This window comes from Methyloligella sp. GL2, from assembly GCF_013341275.1.
Lineage (GTDB): Bacteria > Pseudomonadota > Alphaproteobacteria > Rhizobiales > Methyloligellaceae > Methyloligella.
In genome coordinates, this window is sequence record NZ_CP054476.1 from 114,995 (window position 1) to 133,287 (window position 18,293).

Here is an 18,293-nt window from a genome sequence, read left to right on the forward strand (position 1 = left end):
CTGTCTTGTCACGCTCTCTTGCGCTCGGGCCGGCCGAAACTGGTAACACTGATAAAGGCGCGGATCAGTTCCTCGTCTTTCACGCCGGGAGCGCTCTCCACCCCGGAGGAGACATCGATCAGATCCGGCTCGGCGATATCGATGGCTTCCAGCACATTGCCGGCATCTAGACCGCCGGAAAGTCCGAAGGGGCGGATCACATCCGGGCCGGAAAGAAGCGTCCAGTCGAAGCTCTTGCCGGTGCCGCCGGGAAGCCTCGCGCCCGGCACCTTGGCATCGAACAAGATCAAGTCGGCGATCTCGCCATAGGCCCGGGCGCCGTCGATATCGCTCTTCTCGGCGACCGGCACCGCCTTGATCAGCGAACGCCCGCTCCGCAGCTTGATGGCGGCCAAACGCTCCGGGCTCTCGCCGCCATGGAGCTGCAGGTAGTCGGGCTCAACTTTGGTCACAATATGGTCGATCAGAGCGTCGTCCGGATCGACCAGCACGGCGACGGTCGGCACCCGGCCGCCGATGCTCTGCACCAGGCGCGCCGCGTCGTCTGCAGCGATATTGCGGGGCGATTTTTCGAAGAACACCATGCCGATATAATCGGCGCCAGCGGCAATGGCTGCCTCGGCGATCTCCGGGGTTCGGACGCCACAGATTTTGATCTTCACAGCCACTTGGATGCTCTTTCGTCGGAGGATGCTTGCGGCCGCTTCTTCCGCGCCCCGCCCGCGGCGCTACCCTAGGCAATCGCCGGTCTCAAGTCTATGTAAGCGCGCTCGCGTTGGTTTCCAGCGCCTGACCGGCAATCCCGTTTTTGAAAAGCCGGTCTCGGCCCGGCGAAGCCGCCGTCAATCGGCGGGAAGCTGCGCCTGGCGGGGCGTTTGGTCGATGCTCTCCAGCTCCCGCTCCAGCCGGTCGGTCTGGCGCCGCAAATCGGTCGCCTCGCGCTGGCGCTGCCGGGCGGCTTTGCGCCATTTGCCCTGACCGAGCCAAGCGGCGAAGCCGCCGATCAGAAGGCCGATAGCGAAGACGGCAAGGATCAGCAGAAACAGCGGGATCGAGACGATAAAACGCCCGCCGATGGGATCGAGCACCAGATCGACGGGGGCGCGATTGGCCACGGCAAGCGCCACCAGCACCACCGCCAACGGCAAGATAATCAGAACGGAAACGAGCTTACGCCACACGAGACGCTTTCCTCATGCCGGACATCCGCCGGAACGCGCGGCGAAAAGCAGACCCGCGCTAGTTGAAATCCGTGGAGGAACTGCCTTCGCCTTCACTGTTGTTCAGGCGCTCGCGCAATTCCTTGCCCGTCTTGAAGAACGGAACGAACTTATCCTCGACGAAGACGGTATCGCCGGTTCGGGGATTGCGCCCCTGCCGGGCGGCGCGATGCTTCACCGTGAAGGCACCGAAGCCACGCAATTCGACCCGTTCGCCGCGCGCCATGGCGGCGATGATTTCGTCCAGAATGATGTTGATGATCCGCTCGACATCGCGCTGGTAGAGATGCGGATTTGCTGCTGCAATCCGCTGAATCAACTCGGATTTGATCATTGTACGCCCCACTCGGCCGATAATTTTATCATTTTTCGACCGGCCCCCAATTAACGGCTCGTAGCGTGCCAAAGCGAGACCAGACCGTCAAGCTGGAGGGGCTCGGTTGCCTGGCTCACAAGTGCACTGAATTCGTCGATCGGGACCCCGGCGGAGCGGGCCATATTGCGGAACAATCCGCCCCAAATTCCGGGCGACTCCTCCTGCACGCTCCAGTCGACAATGCGCATATTCTTGGACATGCCCTCCTGGCTTTCCAGCCAGCGGCGGGCGGTGCGCTCGTCGCCGATCTCATCGGCGAGCTTGAACTTCACCGCCTGGCGGCCGGAATAGATGCGGCCCTTGGAAAGGCCCGGCACATCGTCGATCTCGATATCGCGGCGGCGCTCGACCAGGCCGAAGAACCAGCGCTTGGCATCGTCGACCATCTCACGAGTCAGATCGCGCGCCTGCTCAGAGGTCGGCTGGAACGGGTTGGGCACGGCCTTCAGCGGGCCGGAGCGCTCCTCTTCGACCTTCACCCCGACCTTGTCCAAGAGGCCGGTGACGTTGACCCATTGGAAGATCACGCCGACCGAGCCGGTCAGGGTGTTGCCGAAGACCACGATATGATCGGTGGCGATGGCGGCGATATAGGCGCCGGAGGCGGCGAGGCTGCCGCAGCTCGCGACGACCGGCTTCTCCTTGGCCAGACGGCGGATCGCCATATAGAGGGCTTCGCCGCCGGTGGTGGTGCCGCCGGGGCTATCGATGGAAAGGATGACGCCCTTGACCTGATCGGATTTGCGCAGCTCGTCGAGAAGCTCGATGCGCTTCGGGTCCTCGGTGATCATCCCGTCGATCTTCACCCGGGCGATATGGGGCAAGACGCTGCCCCGTCCGGCGAATTCCTGATTGGTGGCAAAAAGGCCGACAATCGCGAGCACGGCCATGAGGACCGCAGTGAAGCGCCAAAAGGTAAGCCGCCGGCTCAAGCGCCGGCGCGCGATCACGGCTTCGGTTTCCAGCCCCATAACATGCACTCGTAAAAGAAAGGGCGCCGGAGCGGTTATCCCGCCGGCGCCCTTATCGACTTATTTTTCTTCGTCGCTTGCCGTGTCCTCGGCGGGGGCTTCTTCCGCAGCGCCCTCGTCCTCGGCGGCTTCATCTTCCGCCTTGGCCTTGGTCTTGCGCTTCGGCTTGGCCTCCTCCTCGGCAGGCTCGTCGTCGCCCTTGGCCTTGTTCAGGGCCGCACCGAGAATATCGCCCAGCGATGCACCGGAGTCGGTGGAGCCGTATTGCGCCACGGCCTCCTTCTCCTCGGCGATCTCGAGCGCCTTGATGGAGACGCCGACCTTGTGGGCCTTGGGATCGAACTGGGTGATCACGGCGTCGAACTTCTCGCCGGCGGCGAAACGGTCGGGCCGCTGCTCGGAACGCTCGCGGGACAGATCCGAACGGCGCACGAAGGCGGTCAGATCGTAGTCGATCAGCTTGACCTCGAGGCCGTTATCCTTGACCTCGGTGACCTCGCAAGTGACGCGAGCGCCCTTCTTCAGCTTGTCGCCGGACGCACCCTCGCCCTGGAAGGGATCGCCGCCGAGCTGCTTGATGCCAAGCGAGATGCGCTCCTTCTCGGGGTCGGCCTCGAGCACCACGGCCTTGGCCATGTCGCCCTTCTTGTAGTCCTTGAGAGCTTCTTCGCCGGAGCGGCTCCAATCCAGGTCGGAGAGATGCACCATGCCGTCGATGCCGCCCTCCAGGCCGATGAACAGGCCGAACTCGGTGATGTTGCGGATCTCGCCCTCGATCTCGGTGCCGGCCGGATGGCTGTCGGCGAAGGCAGACCACGGATTCTCCTGGGTCTGCTTGAGGCCGAGAGAGATGCGGCGCTTGACCGGATCGACCTCGAGCACCTGCACCTCGACCTGCTGGCTGGTGGAGATGATCTTGCCAGGATGGACGTTCTTCTTGGTCCAGCTCATCTCGGAGACGTGGATCAGCCCCTCGACACCGGGCTCCAGCTCCACGAAGGCGCCGTAGTCGGTGATGTTGGTGACGGTACCCTGGAAGCGGGCGCCCACCGGGTATTTCGAGGCGATGCCTTCCCACGGATCGGCTTCAAGCTGCTTGATGCCGAGGGAGATGCGCTGGGTCTCGGTGTTGATGCGGATGATCTGCACCTTCACCGTGTCGCCGACGGTGACGATCTCGCTCGGATGCGAGACGCGGCGCCAGGCCATGTCGGTGACGTGCAGCAGGCCGTCGATGCCGCCGAGATCGATAAACGCGCCGTAATCGGTGATGTTCTTCACCACGCCCTCGATCACCTGGCCCTCTTCCAGACGGCCGACGATCTCGGAACGCTTCTCGGCACGGGTCTCCTCCAGCACGGAACGGCGGGAGACCACGATATTGCCGCGGCGGCGGTCCATCTTCAGGATCTGGAACGGCTGGGGCATGTTCATCAGCGGCGAGACATCGCGCACCGGGCGGATATCCACTTGGCTGCCCGGCAGGAAGGCCACGGCACCGTCGAGATCGACAGTGAAGCCGCCCTTCACACGGTTGAAGATGATGCCTTCGACCCGCTCGTTGTTCTTGTACTTCTCCTCGAGGCGGACCCAGCTCTCCTCGCGGCGGGCCTTCTCGCGGGAGAGGACCGCTTCGCCGAGGGCGTTCTCAACGCGCTCGAGATACACGTCGACCTCGTCGCCGACATTGAAATCTTCGGATTTCGCGGTGGCACCGAATTCCTTCAGCGCCACACGGCCTTCGGTCTTAAGGCCGACGTCAATAACCGCAACGTCCTTCTCGATGCCGACGACGGTTCCCTTAACGACAGTGCCCTCTTCAAGCGCGGTATGGGAGAGCGACTCCTCCAATAGCGCTGCGAACTCATCGTGGCTCGGCTGGGCTACTTCGGTTTGCGGTTGGCTCATCAAAACTCCTAATGCCCTACGGGCGTTTACGACGGTCCTGTCCGTCCTCGTCCGACCGTTTCCGATCGTCCAGATTTTCTGTCCATACACCTTGAGGTCATGCGTTAACGCAGTATCGCCATGACCTCTCGGTAGCTCTGTTCCGGCTGCAAGCTGCGCCTGTTCGTCCGGCCGCGAATTTATCAGTGGCGGAAAGGCGAAATAGGGGACCGATCGCGGTTCGCTCTCAGGAAGCGGCCCCGGTGCGGCCCAGAGTGCCATCGATCACATCTATGGCAGCCTTGAACGCCGCGTCTATAGCCAAATTCGTGGTGTCGAGCAAGTATGCGTCGACAGCCTGAACCAGTGGCGCGGCCTCTCTATTCTTGTCCCGTTCATCGCGGCGCCGGATATCGGCAAGTACTTCGGCCTCGCTGACGCCGATCCCGGCCTCCGCCAATTGCAGATAGCGGCGGTGCGCCCGCTCCTCCGGGCTGGCGGTGACGAACAGCTTCACCTCCGCCTCGGGGCAGATCACGGTGCCGATATCGCGGCCGTCCAAAACGGCGCCCGGCTTCTTCTGCGCAAATTCCCGCTGATAGCTGAGAAGCGCTTGCCGTACCGCTTCGTGACGGGCCACCTGCGAGGCGGCCTCCCCCAGACGTTGCGCCCGCAAGGCCTGATCGTCAAGGGTGGCAGGATCGACCTTCTTGGCCGCTGCAGCCGCGGCTTGCGCATCCGCCGGATCGCCGCCATTCGCAATAGTATCGCGGGCGACGGCGCGGTAGAGCGCGCCGGTATCGAGATAGGCAAGGCGGTAATGGGCGGCGACAAGCTTGCTCAAAGTGCCCTTGCCGCTGGCGGCCGGTCCGTCAATGGCGATGATCATAGCGCGTTTCCTAGCCGGTCCTGGCTTCTGCCGGAAGGTTTAGCGGTTAAGGCCCTAGCGGATTCTCGCGCCAAGCCCGGTCATCAGATCGACGAAGCCGGGGAAGCTGGTGGCGATCATGGTGCCGTCATCGACGCTCACCGGCTCCTCCGCCCCCAGGCCGAGCACCAGAAAGGCCATGGCGATGCGGTGATCCATATGGGTGGTCACGGTAGCGCCGCCCTTGACGGCTCCGATGCCGACCACGATGAGATCGTCGCCCTCGATACGGGCTTCCACGCCGCAAGCCGCAAGCCCTTCGGCGGTGGCGGCCAGGCGGTCGCTCTCCTTCACCTTCAGCTCGCTGAGCCCCTCCATATGGGTCTCGCCCTCGGCATAGGCGGCAAGGCAGGCGAGCATCGGATATTCGTCGATCATGCTCGGCACGCGCTCGGCCGGCACGGTAATGCCCTTCAGCTTGGAGGATCTCACCTTGATATCGGCGATGCTCTCGCCGCCGGCATCGCGCTGGTCGAGGATCTCGATATCCCCGCCCATCTCGATCACCGTCTCGATAAAGCCGGTGCGGGTGGGGTTCATCAGAACGCCTTCGATCACGACTTCCGAATTCGGGGCGATCAGCGCCGCGGCGATGGGGAATGCGGCCGAGCTCGGGTCGGCGGGAACCGCGATCTGGACGCCGCTCAGCTCCGCATCGCCCCCGACGGTGACGATCTTGCCGCTGCCGTCGCGGTCCTCCACGGCGATCTCGGCGCCAAAATAACGCAGCATCCGCTCGGTGTGGTCGCGGGTCGGGACCGGCTCGATCACGCTGGTGCGGCCCGGCGCATGCAGGCCCGCCAGCAGGATCGCCGACTTCACCTGGGCGGAGGGAACCGGCAGCTCGTAGCGAATTGGGATCAGGTCCTGGGTGCCGCACAAGGTGAGCGGCAAGGTGGTGCTCTCGCCTTCCACCTCCAGCCCCATATCCTGCAGCGGGGTCAGCACGCGGCCCATGGGGCGGCGGCAAAGCGATTCGTCTCCGGTGAACTCCGCCGTCATGGCGTGACCGGCGACGACGCCCATCATCAGCCGGGCGCCGGTGCCGGAATTGCCGAAATCGAGCGGGGCTTCGGGGGCGCGCAAGCCGCCGACGCCGCGGCCCGTCACCTGCCAGCCATCGCCGTCCTTGGCGATGTCGGCGCCGAGGGCGACGAGCGCACGGGCGGTGGCCAGGATATCCTCGGCCTCGAGCAGGCCGGTAATTTGGGTTCGCCCAGTGGCGAGCGCCCCGAGGATCAGGGCGCGGTGAGAAATGGACTTATCGCCGGGAACTTTGAGACGACCGGTGAGGCCCTCGGAGCGGCGAGCGGTCAGAGGTTGGGACATTGTCTTTTCGATGATGTTGCGACCAGTTCCATTAGCTTTTGACAGCACTCGAAAGCCGTGGCAATGGGGTGAAAAAATCGTTTGATGGACATGAGGAGCGGAAATGTCGACAGCCGCACGGGGGACCAAGCGCGTTTGCCCGAGCTGTGGGGCCAAGTTTTACGACCTGAACCGGTCGCCTATTACTTGCCCCGTATGTCAGGCGGTTTACCAGATGCCATCATCGGGACGTCGTAGCCGAGCGGCGGCGCCGACGGAAGAGGCCAAAACCTCGGAAGTCACCGATGATGTCGAGGAGGTGACCGAAACCGACGACACCGAGATCATCAGCCTGGAAGAGGCGGATGAGGGCTCGGATGGCGATTCGAAGGACGACGACGACGAGGATCTGGGCGATCTCGGCGAGGACGATGCCGATATCCCCGATGACGGCGACGACGACGCCTTTTTGGAAGACGACGAGGACGACGATAGCGGCGTAAGCGGCATTATCGGCGGCTCGAACGACGACGACGACGATACTTAAGGCTCGTATCGAACCTTGCATCGGGCGCCGCACAAGGGTATTGAGCACTCCCTTGTCGCCCAACGTTCATTTTACTTGAACCGGGCGCGCGGACGGCCTAGATGCAGGGGCCGAGCGCGGCCGAGGCGGCGCTTCCAAAAAAACCCAAGATGGGGCCATAGCTCAGTTGGGAGAGCGCGTGAATGGCATTCACGAGGTCGGCGGTTCGATCCCGCCTGGCTCCACCATCTTTTCTTATATCTCACGCCAGTGAGCTTCGCTCACGGCTCCGATGGGGCGGCCTAACGGCCGGGACGCAGTCGCGTCCTGGCGAGCGCCTAGGCGCCCGGTTTCTTTTCCCACAACGGATCTACGATGAAGCGAGCCGGCGCGCGGACGCCTAAGACACGTTCAGCAGCGTGGTGCGTTTGCGCAGGATCTTGGAGACCGCGTAGAGGGTGAGGCCGAGGGCGAGGAAAATGGCCCAGTCGGGCTCGCGGACGAGCCAGGCGGTCAGCGGCTCATGCTCGAAGACCACGTCGTCCATCAGCTCGAAAAGGGCGAAATAGCTCACCACCAGCACCCAGCCCGGCGGCTCGCGGCGCAGCACCTTGCGCCAGGAAAAGCCCCGCGCGGGCGCCTTCCACAATAGCGGATTGGGGAAGAAGGCCGGGGTCTTGGCGGCCCAGCTGCGGTAGCGCTCGCCGAACTTGCCCTCCAGGAACACCTCCTCGGCGGCGGCGATGCGCTCGTAATAGACGAAGAAGGCCAGCGTCGCGATGAGGAAGAAGCTCAAGCTCTGGAACGGCAGCAGGAAGCCGGCGAAAACGATGTAATTCGCCGTGTAGAGCGGGTGGCGCACCATGGAATAGACGCCGGTGGTGTTGAGCTCGTCGGCCTTCTGCTCGGTGGTGTTGCGCCCCGAGGTGTTGGCCGGGGTGAAGCCGACGGTAAAGCCGCGCAAGGCCAGCCCCAGCAGCGAGATGCCTAAGCCGATATGCTGCACGACGATGTCGGCGCTCTCGAAATTGGCGGCGGAGATAAAGCCGTAGAAATAGTAAGCGGCAAGCGGAACGATCAGAAAAGGCAGGAAGGACCGATAGCGGAAGAGCCGGTTTCCCTGCCGAGTCATGTCATCGAAGATCATGGCCAGTCCCTCAAAATTCCGGCCGCGTGGCGCGGCTTGTAATGAAAAACACAGGCCCCCATATATAGCGCAACTGGTGACGTTCGGCGCCTAATTATGGGCCGGACGCGTTTTCGGGGTGCCTTGATAGGGCTTCGAAACGAACCGGGATATCTCTGAAGCCGCTTGAAAGCGAGGGCTTTTCGATGTCGCGGATGGTACTTCTTAACGGCGCAGTGTGGCTAGGCCAAGGCAACAGCCAAGGCAGCCAAAACGGCGCCGGACGGTCCAAACCGGACGGTTATCCTCCCTTCAATGTCGAGCTTTTGAACCCCGGTGCGGATGAAGCGCAGCTCTTGCGTATCACCCTGGCCGTGGCCGGCTTCAAGCGGGAACAGCTTGAAGTCACAGTCGGTCATGGCGAATTGGTGATCCAAGGCGCACAAGGCGAAGACGACGCAGGCAGGGACCGCGACTATCTCCACAGGGGAATCGCGGCGCGACAGTTCAAACGCAGCTTCGGGCTGGCGGAGGACGTCGAAGTCTGCAAGGCTGAACTCGATCATGGTCTTTTGACCATCGAGCTTCGGCGTCTCCGGAAAGCGGATCCGGTGCGCAAGGTGGGGATCGTCGCTACAGGCGGCGGCAACCACGGGCCAAGGGCACCGCAACGTCCTTCGCATGAGGAGTAAGAGTCGATGAACGAGCACGAAAAAGAAGAGAGCCAACTGCCTCTGCCGATCTCGGAAGGAGAGCTTGCGATGCTGGGCGACGGTGAAGTGGCCTATATCAAGCAGCTCGATCCGCAGGTGGCGCAGAAGCTTTTCCCGGCGCTGCATCACGCGCCCGAGGGTATCAACCTGTTCGCGGTGCTCGGCGCCGACGGCACGCCCTTGGCCCTGACCGATAGCTGGAGTTCGGCTGTCGCCAATGTGATGCAGAACGACCTGGTGCCGGTCAGCGTGCACTAAGGCTCGGCTCGCAAAAGCCAAGACGATCTAACGATCACGATCAACGCCCGGCCCTCGCCGGGCGTTGGCGTTTTTGGGACTGGCGGCGCGGATCTCCCTCCCCCTGCAAGGGGGAGGGTCGGGGTGGGGGTCTCGTAGATCTTGGCTCGCTCAATACGATAGAGGTGCTGCTGCGAAGCAAGTGACCCCCACCCGAATTGGCTAAAGCCAATTCGACTTCCCCCTTGCAGGGGGAGGTGTCGGCACCTTTTCCCCCGGGTCACGCCCGGAGATGACGACGTGCCGACAATTTCCTTGGTAGCAGCTTTCTTGGAGGCTTCCGCTCCGGGCCTCATGGTTCGAGACGCGCCCGCTTGGCGGGCGCCCTCACCATGAGGTCTTGGCGAATGCCTTAGGCCGCGTCGGAGGCGGCTTCCTCGGTGAGGATGGCATAGAGCGCGTTGCGGTCCTTGGAGCCGCGCAGCTTCTCCAGCGCGTGGCGGTCGCGCAACAGCCGCGAGACGCGCGCCAGCGCCTTCAGGTGATCGGCTCCGGCCCCTTCCGGCGCCAGCAGCAGAAACACCAGATCGACCGGCCTGCCGTCGGCGGCATCGAAATCGATCGGCACCGCCAGATGGGCGAAGATGCCGATGATATGCCGGAGCCCTGCGATCTTGCCGTGGGGAATGGCCAAGCCTTCCCCGAGCCCGGTCGAGCTCAAGCGCTCACGCTGCAGCAGCGTGTCGAAGATATCGCGCTCCTCCAGGCCAGTGAGCTTGGCGGCATGCGCCGAAAGCTCCTGCAAGAGCTGCTTCTTGTTCTTGACCTTGAGCGAAGGCGAGACCGCCTCCGGACTGATCAGATCCCCTAATTCCATCCTGCAAATTCCGTCCAACTGCCGGCCGAAGCGGCCTGGGTCCGGTGCGCTTTACGCCTTACGCGTTACGCTTTCTCGTCACGCCTTCTTGCCGGCCAGATCGATCCAGCCAATGTGACCGTCGCTGCGGCGGTAGACCAAGTTCACCGCGCCGCTTCCGGCATTGCGGAAAACAACCACCGGGCGATCGGAGAGGTCCATCTGCATGACCGCGTCGCTCACGGTCATATCATGCACGAGCTGCTCCGATTCTGCGATGATCACGGGGTTATCCCCATGTTCCGCTTCGTCTTCGGTCTCCGGCGAGGCCTGAATCACATAGGTCGCGGCCGCCGTGCCCTCGCTCTTCGCGGCTCGCTCGCCGCTATGATCGTTCAGCCGGCGCTTATAGCGCCGCAGTCGCTTGTCCAGCCTTTCGCACGCCAGATCGGCGCTCTGATGCGGATCCGGCGCCCGGCCTTCCGCCTCCAGGGACATGCCCTGCCACAGATGCACCAGACAGGCGGTGCGAAACTGTCCATGTTCCTTCTCGATACGCACATGCCCGGAGGGCTCGCGGCCGAGATATTTGTCGAATGTATGTGCGATGCGGTCGCGCACATATTCCCGCATCGCCTCGCCGACATCGAGGTTCTTGCCCGTAACTTGTATGGTCATCGCCACTGGGAGACTTTCGATACGCCTTCTTCGCCTGCTTCAAGCCCGATGCGTAAGAAGGTGCCACATGTGCCGGCTCGAAGCGCCGGGCGCTGCCTGCGGCCAATCCCACCCTTTTTGCGGGGCCGGAAGCTAGACCGACCTGAGATGGGTGTCAAACGCGTTGGGGGCAAGTTTGGCTCCTCAATTTTTTTCTTTTTTCAAACAAGAGCATCGGCGCGCTTATGCACTCGCGCGCAGAGCCATACGCTTGATCCGGCGGCGCTGCACCGAGGACGGAATCCGCAGAGTCTCGCGATATTTCGCGACCGTGCGGCGGGCGATATCGATTCCGTCATCGCGCAACTTCTCCACAATTTTGTCGTCCGAGAGCACGTCTTGCGCGTGCTCGGAGTCGATCATTTCCTTGATCCGGTGGCGCACCGATTCCGACGAATGAGCATCGCCATCGCCCGCCGCCGGCACCGATGAGGTGAAGAAATATTTCAGCTCGAACAGGCCGCGATTGGTGGCCATGTATTTGTTGGCGGTGACCCGGCTGACGGTGGATTCGTGCATCTGGATGGCGTCGGCCACGGTCTTCAGATTGAGCGGCTTCAGATGGCGGACGCCATAAGTGAAGAAGCCGTCCTGCTGACGCACGATCTCCTCGGCCACTTTCAGAATAGTACGGGCGCGCTGGTCCAGGCTCTTCACCAGCCAGTTGGCGGTGTGGAAGCATTCCGACAGGTAGCTCTTGTCGTTCTTCGACTTGGTCGATTTGGAGACCTTGGCGTAATAGGCCTGATCGACCAGCACGCGCGGCAAGGTCTCTGAGTTCAGCTCCACATACCAGCTGCCGTCAGGCAGCGGCTGCACCAGCACATCCGGCACGATGGGCTGGGTGGGAGCGGCGCCGAAGACCAAGCCCGGCTTCGGGTTGAGGCGCTTCAGCTCGGCGATCATCTCGCGCAGATCCTCGTCGGAGACCTTGCAGATGCGCTTCAGGCCGGGCAGGTCGTGGGCCGCGAGGAGCTGCAGATTCTCGATCAGCGCCGCCATGGCCGGGTCGCAGCGATCGATCTCTTTCAGCTGCAGGCTCAGGCATTCGCGAAGATCGCGGGCGAAGACGCCTGACGGATCGAAGCCCTGCATGATCTTGAGCGTCTCCTCGACCTGATCCAGCGGGGCGTCGAGGATCTCCGCGACGGTCTCCAGATCGGTCTGCAGATAGCCGGTCTCGTCGACGGTATCGATCAGGTGCTGGCCGATCAGCCGCATTGCCGGATCGGAAACGCTGAGCAGCAGCTGTTCGGAGAGATGGGCGCGCAAGGTGGTCGCGGCGGCGACATAGGCCTCGACATTGGGGGCATCGCCCTCGCCCATCTCGAAGCCCTGCGGGCCGGCACCAGCACCGCCGCTAATGCCGCTCCAGCCGGAATCGTGCAAGGCGGGCGGGGCGGCGGCTTCTCCGTCGGGGAAAATATCCTGCGGGTCGGCGTCGATGCTGTCGCTGGAAGCGGTGTTGTCCTTGGATTGCAGGTCGACCCAATCGCCGTCGCCGCCGTTCTCATCGTCGCCGGCGCGGCTCTCCCGCTCGCCGCCCGCAGGCTCGGCGGCGCCGTTCGCGTTCCCCGCAGGCTCATCGGTCTCGGCCCGCTCAAGCAGCGGGTTGCGCTCCAACTCCCGGTCGACGAAATCGATCAACTCGAGATTCGACAGTTGCAGCAGCTTGATGGCCTGCTGCAGCTGCGGCGTCATGACCAGGGTCTGCGCCTGCCGGAACTCCAGCTTCGTTGCGATCGACATCTAACTGTTACTCCACAAACAGCCGATCAAATTTTGAACTGCTCACCAAGATAAACGCGACGGACATCCTCGTTGGCGATGACTTCCTGCGCCGTCCCGTGGGTCAGCACGTTGCCATCATAGATGATGTATGCCCGGTCGATGAGCTCCAAGGTCTCGCGGACGTTGTGATCCGTGATCAGCACCCCGATGCCCCGCTGGGTAAGATGCCGCACCAGGGCGCGAATGTCGTTAACGGCGATGGGATCGATACCGGCGAAGGGCTCGTCGAGGAGCATGAAAGACGGGCGTGTGGCCAGGGCGCGCGCGATCTCGACGCGGCGGCGCTCACCGCCGGAAAGCGCCAGCGCCGGAGATTTCCGAAGCCGCGTGATGCGGAATTCGTCGAGCAGCGAGTCGAGCTGAGCCTGGCGGGCATCGCGGTCGGGCTCGACCATCTCCAATACGGCGAGAATATTATCCTCAACGCTCAGACCCCGGAAAATAGAGGCTTCCTGCGGGAGATAGCCTATCCCGAGACGGGCCCTGCGGTACATCGGCAAACGCGTCACATCGCGCCCGTCGATGGTGATGGTGCCGCTATTCGGCGGTATTAGCCCGGTAATCATATAGAAAACGGTGGTCTTGCCGGCGCCGTTGGGGCCGAGCAGGCCGACCGCCTCGCCGCGGCGGATATCCAGGCTGACGCCGCGCACCACGGTGCGCTTCTTGAAGCTTTTGACGACAGAACGGACCATCAGCCAGCCTGCCTGCGGCGCGGGCCGGGCGGTCGGCTGAGGATTTTGGCGCTGGTTCTGGGGTCGCTGGTCTTGGGGACGAACCCCCTGCTCAGCGCCTTCCCGATGGTCTGGGAACGATAACAACTTGCCCACTGACCCTTCCGTTACGTCGGTTTCCTGGACGTCCGGTCCCAATCCGTCTGCACGAGGCACGGGAGGCAAGCTCTATCGCTGGCTATCCGGGACGAGTTGGATCGGTGCCGTCTCGGCTTCGTTTCCATTGCTCTGCGATGCACGCGCCGCGCCCTTCTGCTTCGAGCCGGCCGCGCCCGCTTTCTTGCCCTTACCGTCCTCCTGCGGCATGAACAGAGCACGAATACGGTTATTTGCGGCACTATCTCCCGGATTTTCAAACCGGCTTTCGCCTGTCTTCATATTTATGACAAGCTTACTCCCCTTTAGCACATTCTTGCCTTGGGTTAACACAACATTGCCGCCTACGGTTACCAGCTCGGTTGCAACATTGTAGATCGCCCAGTCGCTGGTGGCGGTTTGATCCTTGCCGCTATTGATGGTCACGTTGCCGCGCACGGTGACCGTATCCTTCTCCATGTCGTAGACCGCAGTATCGCTTTTCGTGGTCTGCTTGTTCTCGTCCCTGATGGTGACGCCACCCCCGGCGGTCACGGTCTTGGCGGCCACGTCATAGGTGGCCCATTTGCATGTGGTGCTCTGGTTCTTCTCGCCGGTGATGTGGACGTTGCCCTTGGCTTCGATCTTGGTGATCTGAGTGCCAAGCCCGCCAGGCGCCTCCCCGGCCGGCGCATCGTCCGCCGGCGTCTCGGCGACTTCGGTCTGTTCGGCCGCGCCACCCCCCATGGGATTGGCCGAGCCTTTGTAGAAAACGTCGAGCTGGTCGGAGCGCAGCGACGTCTTGCCCTGCACCGCGTTCACCTTGCCGGTGAAGACCGCCTGCTTCTTGTCATCGTAGATGGTCAGCTTCTGCGAATTGATATCGATGGGCTCATCGGAGCTCTGGCCGAAAGCGCCGAAAGCGCCTTTCGGAGCCTCCATCGTGGCCTCGGGCGTGGGGGCTTGCGCGGCGGCAGGACCGGGCGTTGCCAGCCAGGCCGCAGCGGCGAGGCCGAGCGCCAGGACACGGGCCATCAGGGCAATCTCCCGGCTGCACCCTGCGCCGCAGGATCGGTTGGCGCAAAGCCGAGCCCGGTCTGGGGCGTGGGAAGAACGCTGGGCCGCCGCTCCGGCGCAGGCGGCGGTGCGGTCTCCTCCGCCACTTGCGGCGCGGCAGCGGGCGCATCCTCGCCCGGCGCCTTCTTCGGGGTCAGATGCACGCGGACATCGCCCTTGAATTCCAAGGTTTTCTTGTCCGAGCGCCAGGTCATCTCCTTGGAGCGCACGGTGCCGCTTTCGGTCTCGAACAAGACCGGGACCGGCGAATGCAAAAGCTGCTCCTTCAGATCCATCTCCGCATAGGTCATCGCGCCGGTGATGCCGGTGCTGGTGGAGATGTCGATCCGGTCCTTCATCACCAGGGTTTCTTTTTCGCTGTCATAAGTGCCGCGGTCGGCGGTCATGCGCGACCAGCCGTCGGGGCCGTTCTTGAGGTCGGCCGTAATGGCGTGAAGCTCGATGATCTTCGGCGTCTTGACGTTCTGATCGGCGTATTCGGCGGTGATGGTGTAGGCGCCGTTCTTCTTGTCGACGCCCTTCATGGTCGGGTTGGTCATGCGCAGCACGCCGTCATTCACCTCCACGCCGCTGATCGAGGCGGTGACGTCGCCGACGGTGACGCTCATGCTGGAGGAGATGAAATAGCCGAGGGTCATCAGCACGGCGAAACCGGGAAGCCCAAAGCGCAAGATGCGCACCAGGCGCGAATGGCGCGAGGCGTTCACGAAAGCCTTGGCGCGCTCGGCTTCGGTGCGGAAGCGTAAGCCTTCGTGCTGTTGCGGCGCGTTATAGGCCTGGGTGCTCATGCGTGCTTGCTCGATGCTCCTTAGGAGCTGGGTCCGGTGCGTTTGTGTTGAGAGCCTAACGTGACGAGTTTGATCACATTGCGACCGAAAAGTTGCGGTCTTCGCGCCGCCCGCTCGCCTAAGGGCGGATTTTACCGGCATTTATGCCGGATTGCACAGGCTGTAATGCGCCAAGTCTAACGGGCAAAAGCCTAATGGGCGAAGGGCAAACTAGTGGGCGAAGGGATCGAGCTCGTACCAGCCGGACAGGTCCAGCTCGGCGCGGGTGGGCAAAAACTCGAAACAGGTCTGGGCAAGCTCGGTGCGGCCTTCGCGCGCCAGCATGGCGTCGAGCTTCTCCTTGATCTTATGGAGATAGAGCACGTCGCTCGCCGCATATTGGATCTGCTCCGGCGACAGCTCGGCGGCGCCCCAGTCGGAGGATTGCTGCTGCTTGGAGATCTCGATGCCGAGCAGCTCGCGGCAAAGATCCTTCAATCCGTGGCGGTCGGTATAGGTGCGGGCCAGGCGCGAGGCGATCTTGGTGCAATAGATCGAGTTCGTCATCTGGCCGAGATAATATTGCATCACGGCGATGTCGAAGCGGGCGAAATGGAACAGCTTCAAGACGGATTCGTCGGCGAGAAGCCGCTTCAGCTCGGGCGCCTCGTATTGGCCGGCGGCAAACTGCACCAGATGGGCATTGCCGTCGCCGGCGGAGAGCTGCACCACGCAAAGCCGGTCGCGCAGCGGGTTCAGACCGAGGGTTTCGCTGTCGATCGCTACCGATTTGACGCCGTCGAACAGGCCTTTCGGCAAATCGCCTTTATGCAGTTCAACGCTCATCAGCAGCTTTCATCTTCCGGCCGGCGCTCCGACGCGCCGAATGCCTCTGCCGGAGAGGCCTTACCGGCCAGACCAAAGACTGAAATGGTGCCCAGGAGAAGACTCGAACTTCCACGCCCATACGGGCACTAGCACCTGAAGCTAGCGCGTCTACCAATTCCGCCACCTGGGCCCAGATCGCCTTGGAGGCACCTTGCCTATTATCGGCGCACCGGCTTGTCAATCGGATCGAAGGCCTTAAGCCTGTCTTCTTGCGCGGCTATAGTGATTTTATGCGTTTATGCCGCGCGCCGATTGAGATGAGAGGTTGATATGGCGATTGATCTTGGCGTTTCCAGCCGGGTGACGATTTTTGGGGGATCGGGATTTCTCGGCCGCCATGTGGTGCAGGCGATTGCGAAAACCGGCGCGCGGATGCTGGTCGGCGTGCGCCGTCCGGGGCTTGCGGGGCATTTGCAGCCGCTGGGCGGGGTCGGCCAGATCTACGCCGTGCAGGCCAATGTGCGCTATCCGGACTCGCTGATCCGGGCCGCGGAAGGCGCCGATGTGGTGATCAATCTCACCGGCATCCTGGCGCCCGGAGGCAAGCAGAGCTTCAAGGCAGTGCATGACGAAGGCGCCCGCAACGTGGCCGAGGCGGCGAAAAAGGCGGGCGCGAAGTCGTTCATCCATGTCTCGGCGATCGGCGCCGACCCGAAATCCGACTCAGCCTATGCCCGCACCAAGGCGGCGGGCGAGGAGGCGGTGCGGGAGGTGATGCCCGACGCGGTGATCTTCCGCCCCTCGGTGGTGTTCGGGCCGGAGGACGAATTCTTCAACCGCTTCGCCGCCATGGCGCGGATCTCGCCGGCGCTGCCGCTGATCGGCGGCGGGCATACCAAACTGCAGCCGGTCTTCGTCGGCGACGTGGCCAAGGCGGTTCTGGCCGGGATCAGCAGCAAGGCCAAGGCGGGCAAGATTTACGAGCTCGGCGGGCCGGAAGTCCTGAGCATGAAAGAGATCATGCAGCTTGTGCTGCTCTATACCGAGCGCAAGCGGCTTTTGGTCAATCTGCCGTTCTGGCTGGCGAACCTGCAGGCGCAGTTCCTGCAATGGCTGCCTAATCCGCCGCTGACGCCGGATCAGGTGCGCATGCTGCGGAACGACAATGTGGTGAGCGCGGCGGCGATCAAGGACGGCCGCACGCTGGACGGGCTGAATATCCGCGAAGTGCCGATCTCGGCGGTGGTGCCGGATTATCTGGAGCGGTTCCGGCCGCGCGGCCAGTTCTCGCCCTACCCGCCGGCCCATATCTAGGGCCGGCGCCGCGGCTCAGCTCAGCTCAGCAGCAGCACGGTGAGGAAGCCGGCGAGCACCATGCGGTAGATCACGAAGGGCAGGAAGCTCACCCGTTTCACCAGCGCCATCAGGAAGGCGATGGCGGCAAGGCCTGCGAAGAAGGTCAGCCCGGCGCATAGGAACGAGTCGGACGAGATCTTGTCGCCGGCGGCAAGCGCATCGCCCAAGGTGAGCACGCCGGCGCCGAGCATGGCGGGAATGCCCAGAAGGAACGAGAAGCGCGCCGCTTCGGGCCGGGTGAAGCCGAGAAAGCGGCCGGCGGTCATGGTGACGCCGGACCGGCTGGTGCCGGGAATCAGCGCCAGCGCCTGAGCGACGCCGATGAAGATCGCCGATTTCAGGGTCATGTCCTCCATGGTGCGGGTCTGCTTGCCGACATAGTCGGCGACCAGCATCAGCACGCCATAGAAGAAGGTGTTGAAGGTGACGACCACGACATTGCGCTCAAGATCGGCAAAGCCGCTCTTCTTCAGAAACAGGCCGAAGATCACCGCAGGGATGGTGGCGAGGACGATATAGGCGGCGAGCTTGCCCTCGCGTGTCACCTTGCCGCCGAGGAGTTCCAGTGTGCCCGCAGCCAGGCGCAGCACATCCCGCCAGAAATAGATCAAAATCGCCAGCAGCGTCCCCAGATGCATCATCACATCGGTGAACTGGCCCTGGTCGGGCCAACCGGTGAGATAGGGGATAAGAACCAGATGGCCGGAGGAGGAAATCGGCAGGAATTCGGTGATACCTTGCACTACGGCAAGGACGATGATCTGCTCGATTGACATTTGTCCCCCTTTTGGCCGCCTTGT

At 63.0% G+C, this 18,293-nt stretch carries 20 protein-coding genes and 2 tRNA genes; 5 read left to right on the forward strand and 17 right to left on the reverse strand.

Annotated elements, in window-relative coordinates; all coding sequences use genetic code 11:
* Window positions 1-8: 8 nt before the first annotated feature.
* The 7 genes from HT051_RS00475 to aroA form a co-directional block, all read right to left on the reverse strand.
* Complete coding sequence (locus tag HT051_RS00475) at window positions 9-668, reverse strand: phosphoribosylanthranilate isomerase (protein ID WP_174540215.1); 660 nt, start codon at window positions 666-668, stop codon at window positions 9-11.
* A gap of 174 nt (window positions 669-842) precedes the next feature.
* Window positions 843-1,181, reverse strand: a complete 339-nt coding sequence (locus HT051_RS00480) for a LapA family protein (RefSeq protein ID WP_246810122.1) — start codon at window positions 1,179-1,181, stop codon at window positions 843-845.
* Window positions 1,182-1,239: 58 nt separating this feature from the next.
* Entirely contained in the window at window positions 1,240-1,554 is a 315-nt protein-coding gene (ihfB, locus tag HT051_RS00485; protein WP_174540216.1) for an integration host factor subunit beta, read from the reverse strand.
* 50 nt (window positions 1,555-1,604) lie between these two features.
* Window positions 1,605-2,486 (reverse strand): signal peptide peptidase SppA, encoded by an 882-nt coding sequence (gene sppA / locus HT051_RS00490; protein ID WP_174540217.1) that lies wholly within the window; start codon window positions 2,484-2,486, stop codon window positions 1,605-1,607.
* A gap of 141 nt (window positions 2,487-2,627) precedes the next feature.
* On the reverse strand, window positions 2,628-4,475 hold the full coding sequence (gene rpsA, locus HT051_RS00495) for a 30S ribosomal protein S1 (protein ID WP_174540218.1): 1,848 nt from the start codon (window positions 4,473-4,475) through the stop codon (window positions 2,628-2,630).
* A 226-nt stretch (window positions 4,476-4,701) separates the two neighbouring features.
* Window positions 4,702-5,343: a (d)CMP kinase gene (gene cmk / locus HT051_RS00500; protein WP_174540219.1), complete on the reverse strand. Its 642-nt coding sequence runs from the start codon at window positions 5,341-5,343 to the stop codon at window positions 4,702-4,704.
* Between the two features lie 54 nt (window positions 5,344-5,397).
* Window positions 5,398-6,711 carry a 3-phosphoshikimate 1-carboxyvinyltransferase gene (gene aroA, locus HT051_RS00505; protein WP_174540220.1) on the reverse strand — a complete coding sequence of 438 codons (1,314 nt, stop codon included), beginning with the start codon at window positions 6,709-6,711 and terminating at the stop codon, window positions 5,398-5,400.
* A gap of 103 nt (window positions 6,712-6,814) precedes the next feature.
* Between aroA and HT051_RS00510 the strand changes: the two genes are divergently transcribed.
* Together HT051_RS00510 and HT051_RS00515 are read left to right on the forward strand one after the other, a co-directional pair.
* Window positions 6,815-7,237: a TIGR02300 family protein gene (locus tag HT051_RS00510; RefSeq protein ID WP_174540221.1), complete on the forward strand. Its 423-nt coding sequence runs from the start codon at window positions 6,815-6,817 to the stop codon at window positions 7,235-7,237.
* 151 nt (window positions 7,238-7,388) lie between these two features.
* A tRNA-Ala gene (locus tag HT051_RS00515) sits at window positions 7,389-7,464 on the forward strand.
* A gap of 152 nt (window positions 7,465-7,616) precedes the next feature.
* On the opposite strand, the gene HT051_RS00520 is transcribed toward HT051_RS00515, so the two are convergent.
* Complete coding sequence (locus tag HT051_RS00520) at window positions 7,617-8,363, reverse strand: isoprenylcysteine carboxylmethyltransferase family protein (protein ID WP_174540222.1); 747 nt, start codon at window positions 8,361-8,363, stop codon at window positions 7,617-7,619.
* Between the two features lie 185 nt (window positions 8,364-8,548).
* Here HT051_RS00520 and HT051_RS00525 point away from each other — a divergent pair, with 185 nt between their 5' ends.
* Both HT051_RS00525 and HT051_RS00530 read left to right on the forward strand, forming a co-directional pair.
* Complete coding sequence (locus HT051_RS00525) at window positions 8,549-9,034, forward strand: Hsp20 family protein (protein ID WP_246810123.1); 486 nt, start codon at window positions 8,549-8,551, stop codon at window positions 9,032-9,034.
* Window positions 9,035-9,040: 6 nt separating this feature from the next.
* Complete coding sequence (locus HT051_RS00530; protein WP_174540223.1) at window positions 9,041-9,313, forward strand: DUF1150 domain-containing protein; 273 nt, start codon at window positions 9,041-9,043, stop codon at window positions 9,311-9,313.
* 391 nt (window positions 9,314-9,704) lie between these two features.
* Here HT051_RS00530 and ptsN read toward each other — a convergent pair whose 3' ends face one another.
* From ptsN to HT051_RS00570, 8 genes are all read right to left on the reverse strand, one after another.
* Window positions 9,705-10,169 (reverse strand): PTS IIA-like nitrogen regulatory protein PtsN, encoded by a 465-nt coding sequence (gene ptsN, locus HT051_RS00535; protein ID WP_174540224.1) that lies wholly within the window; start codon window positions 10,167-10,169, stop codon window positions 9,705-9,707.
* A 78-nt stretch (window positions 10,170-10,247) separates the two neighbouring features.
* The gene (gene hpf / locus HT051_RS00540) at window positions 10,248-10,826 is read right to left on the reverse strand and encodes a ribosome hibernation-promoting factor, HPF/YfiA family (RefSeq protein WP_174542792.1); all 579 of its coding nucleotides are present in this window, start codon (window positions 10,824-10,826) and stop codon (window positions 10,248-10,250) included.
* A gap of 222 nt (window positions 10,827-11,048) precedes the next feature.
* Window positions 11,049-12,614 (reverse strand): RNA polymerase factor sigma-54, encoded by a 1,566-nt coding sequence (gene rpoN / locus HT051_RS00545; protein WP_174540225.1) that lies wholly within the window; start codon window positions 12,612-12,614, stop codon window positions 11,049-11,051.
* A 26-nt stretch (window positions 12,615-12,640) separates the two neighbouring features.
* Window positions 12,641-13,486 (reverse strand): LPS export ABC transporter ATP-binding protein, encoded by an 846-nt coding sequence (gene lptB, locus HT051_RS00550; RefSeq protein WP_371740593.1) that lies wholly within the window; start codon window positions 13,484-13,486, stop codon window positions 12,641-12,643.
* Window positions 13,487-13,558: 72 nt separating this feature from the next.
* The gene (locus HT051_RS00555; protein WP_174540226.1) at window positions 13,559-14,500 is read right to left on the reverse strand and encodes an LptA/OstA family protein; all 942 of its coding nucleotides are present in this window, start codon (window positions 14,498-14,500) and stop codon (window positions 13,559-13,561) included.
* The gene (gene lptC, locus HT051_RS00560) at window positions 14,500-15,330 is read right to left on the reverse strand and encodes an LPS export ABC transporter periplasmic protein LptC (protein WP_174540227.1); all 831 of its coding nucleotides are present in this window, start codon (window positions 15,328-15,330) and stop codon (window positions 14,500-14,502) included. The genes HT051_RS00555 and lptC overlap by 1 nt, the downstream gene beginning before the upstream one ends.
* A gap of 210 nt (window positions 15,331-15,540) precedes the next feature.
* Window positions 15,541-16,155 (reverse strand): ribonuclease D, encoded by a 615-nt coding sequence (locus HT051_RS00565; RefSeq protein ID WP_174540228.1) that lies wholly within the window; start codon window positions 16,153-16,155, stop codon window positions 15,541-15,543.
* A gap of 85 nt (window positions 16,156-16,240) precedes the next feature.
* Window positions 16,241-16,327 (reverse strand) — tRNA-Leu (locus HT051_RS00570).
* A gap of 140 nt (window positions 16,328-16,467) precedes the next feature.
* On the opposite strand from HT051_RS00570, the gene HT051_RS00575 reads away from it, so the two are divergent.
* The gene (locus tag HT051_RS00575) at window positions 16,468-17,451 is read left to right on the forward strand and encodes a complex I NDUFA9 subunit family protein (RefSeq protein ID WP_174540229.1); all 984 of its coding nucleotides are present in this window, start codon (window positions 16,468-16,470) and stop codon (window positions 17,449-17,451) included.
* Between the two features lie 20 nt (window positions 17,452-17,471).
* Here HT051_RS00575 and HT051_RS00580 read toward each other — a convergent pair whose 3' ends face one another.
* The gene (locus HT051_RS00580; RefSeq protein ID WP_174540230.1) at window positions 17,472-18,269 is read right to left on the reverse strand and encodes an undecaprenyl-diphosphate phosphatase; all 798 of its coding nucleotides are present in this window, start codon (window positions 18,267-18,269) and stop codon (window positions 17,472-17,474) included.
* Window positions 18,270-18,293 lie beyond the last annotated feature (24 nt).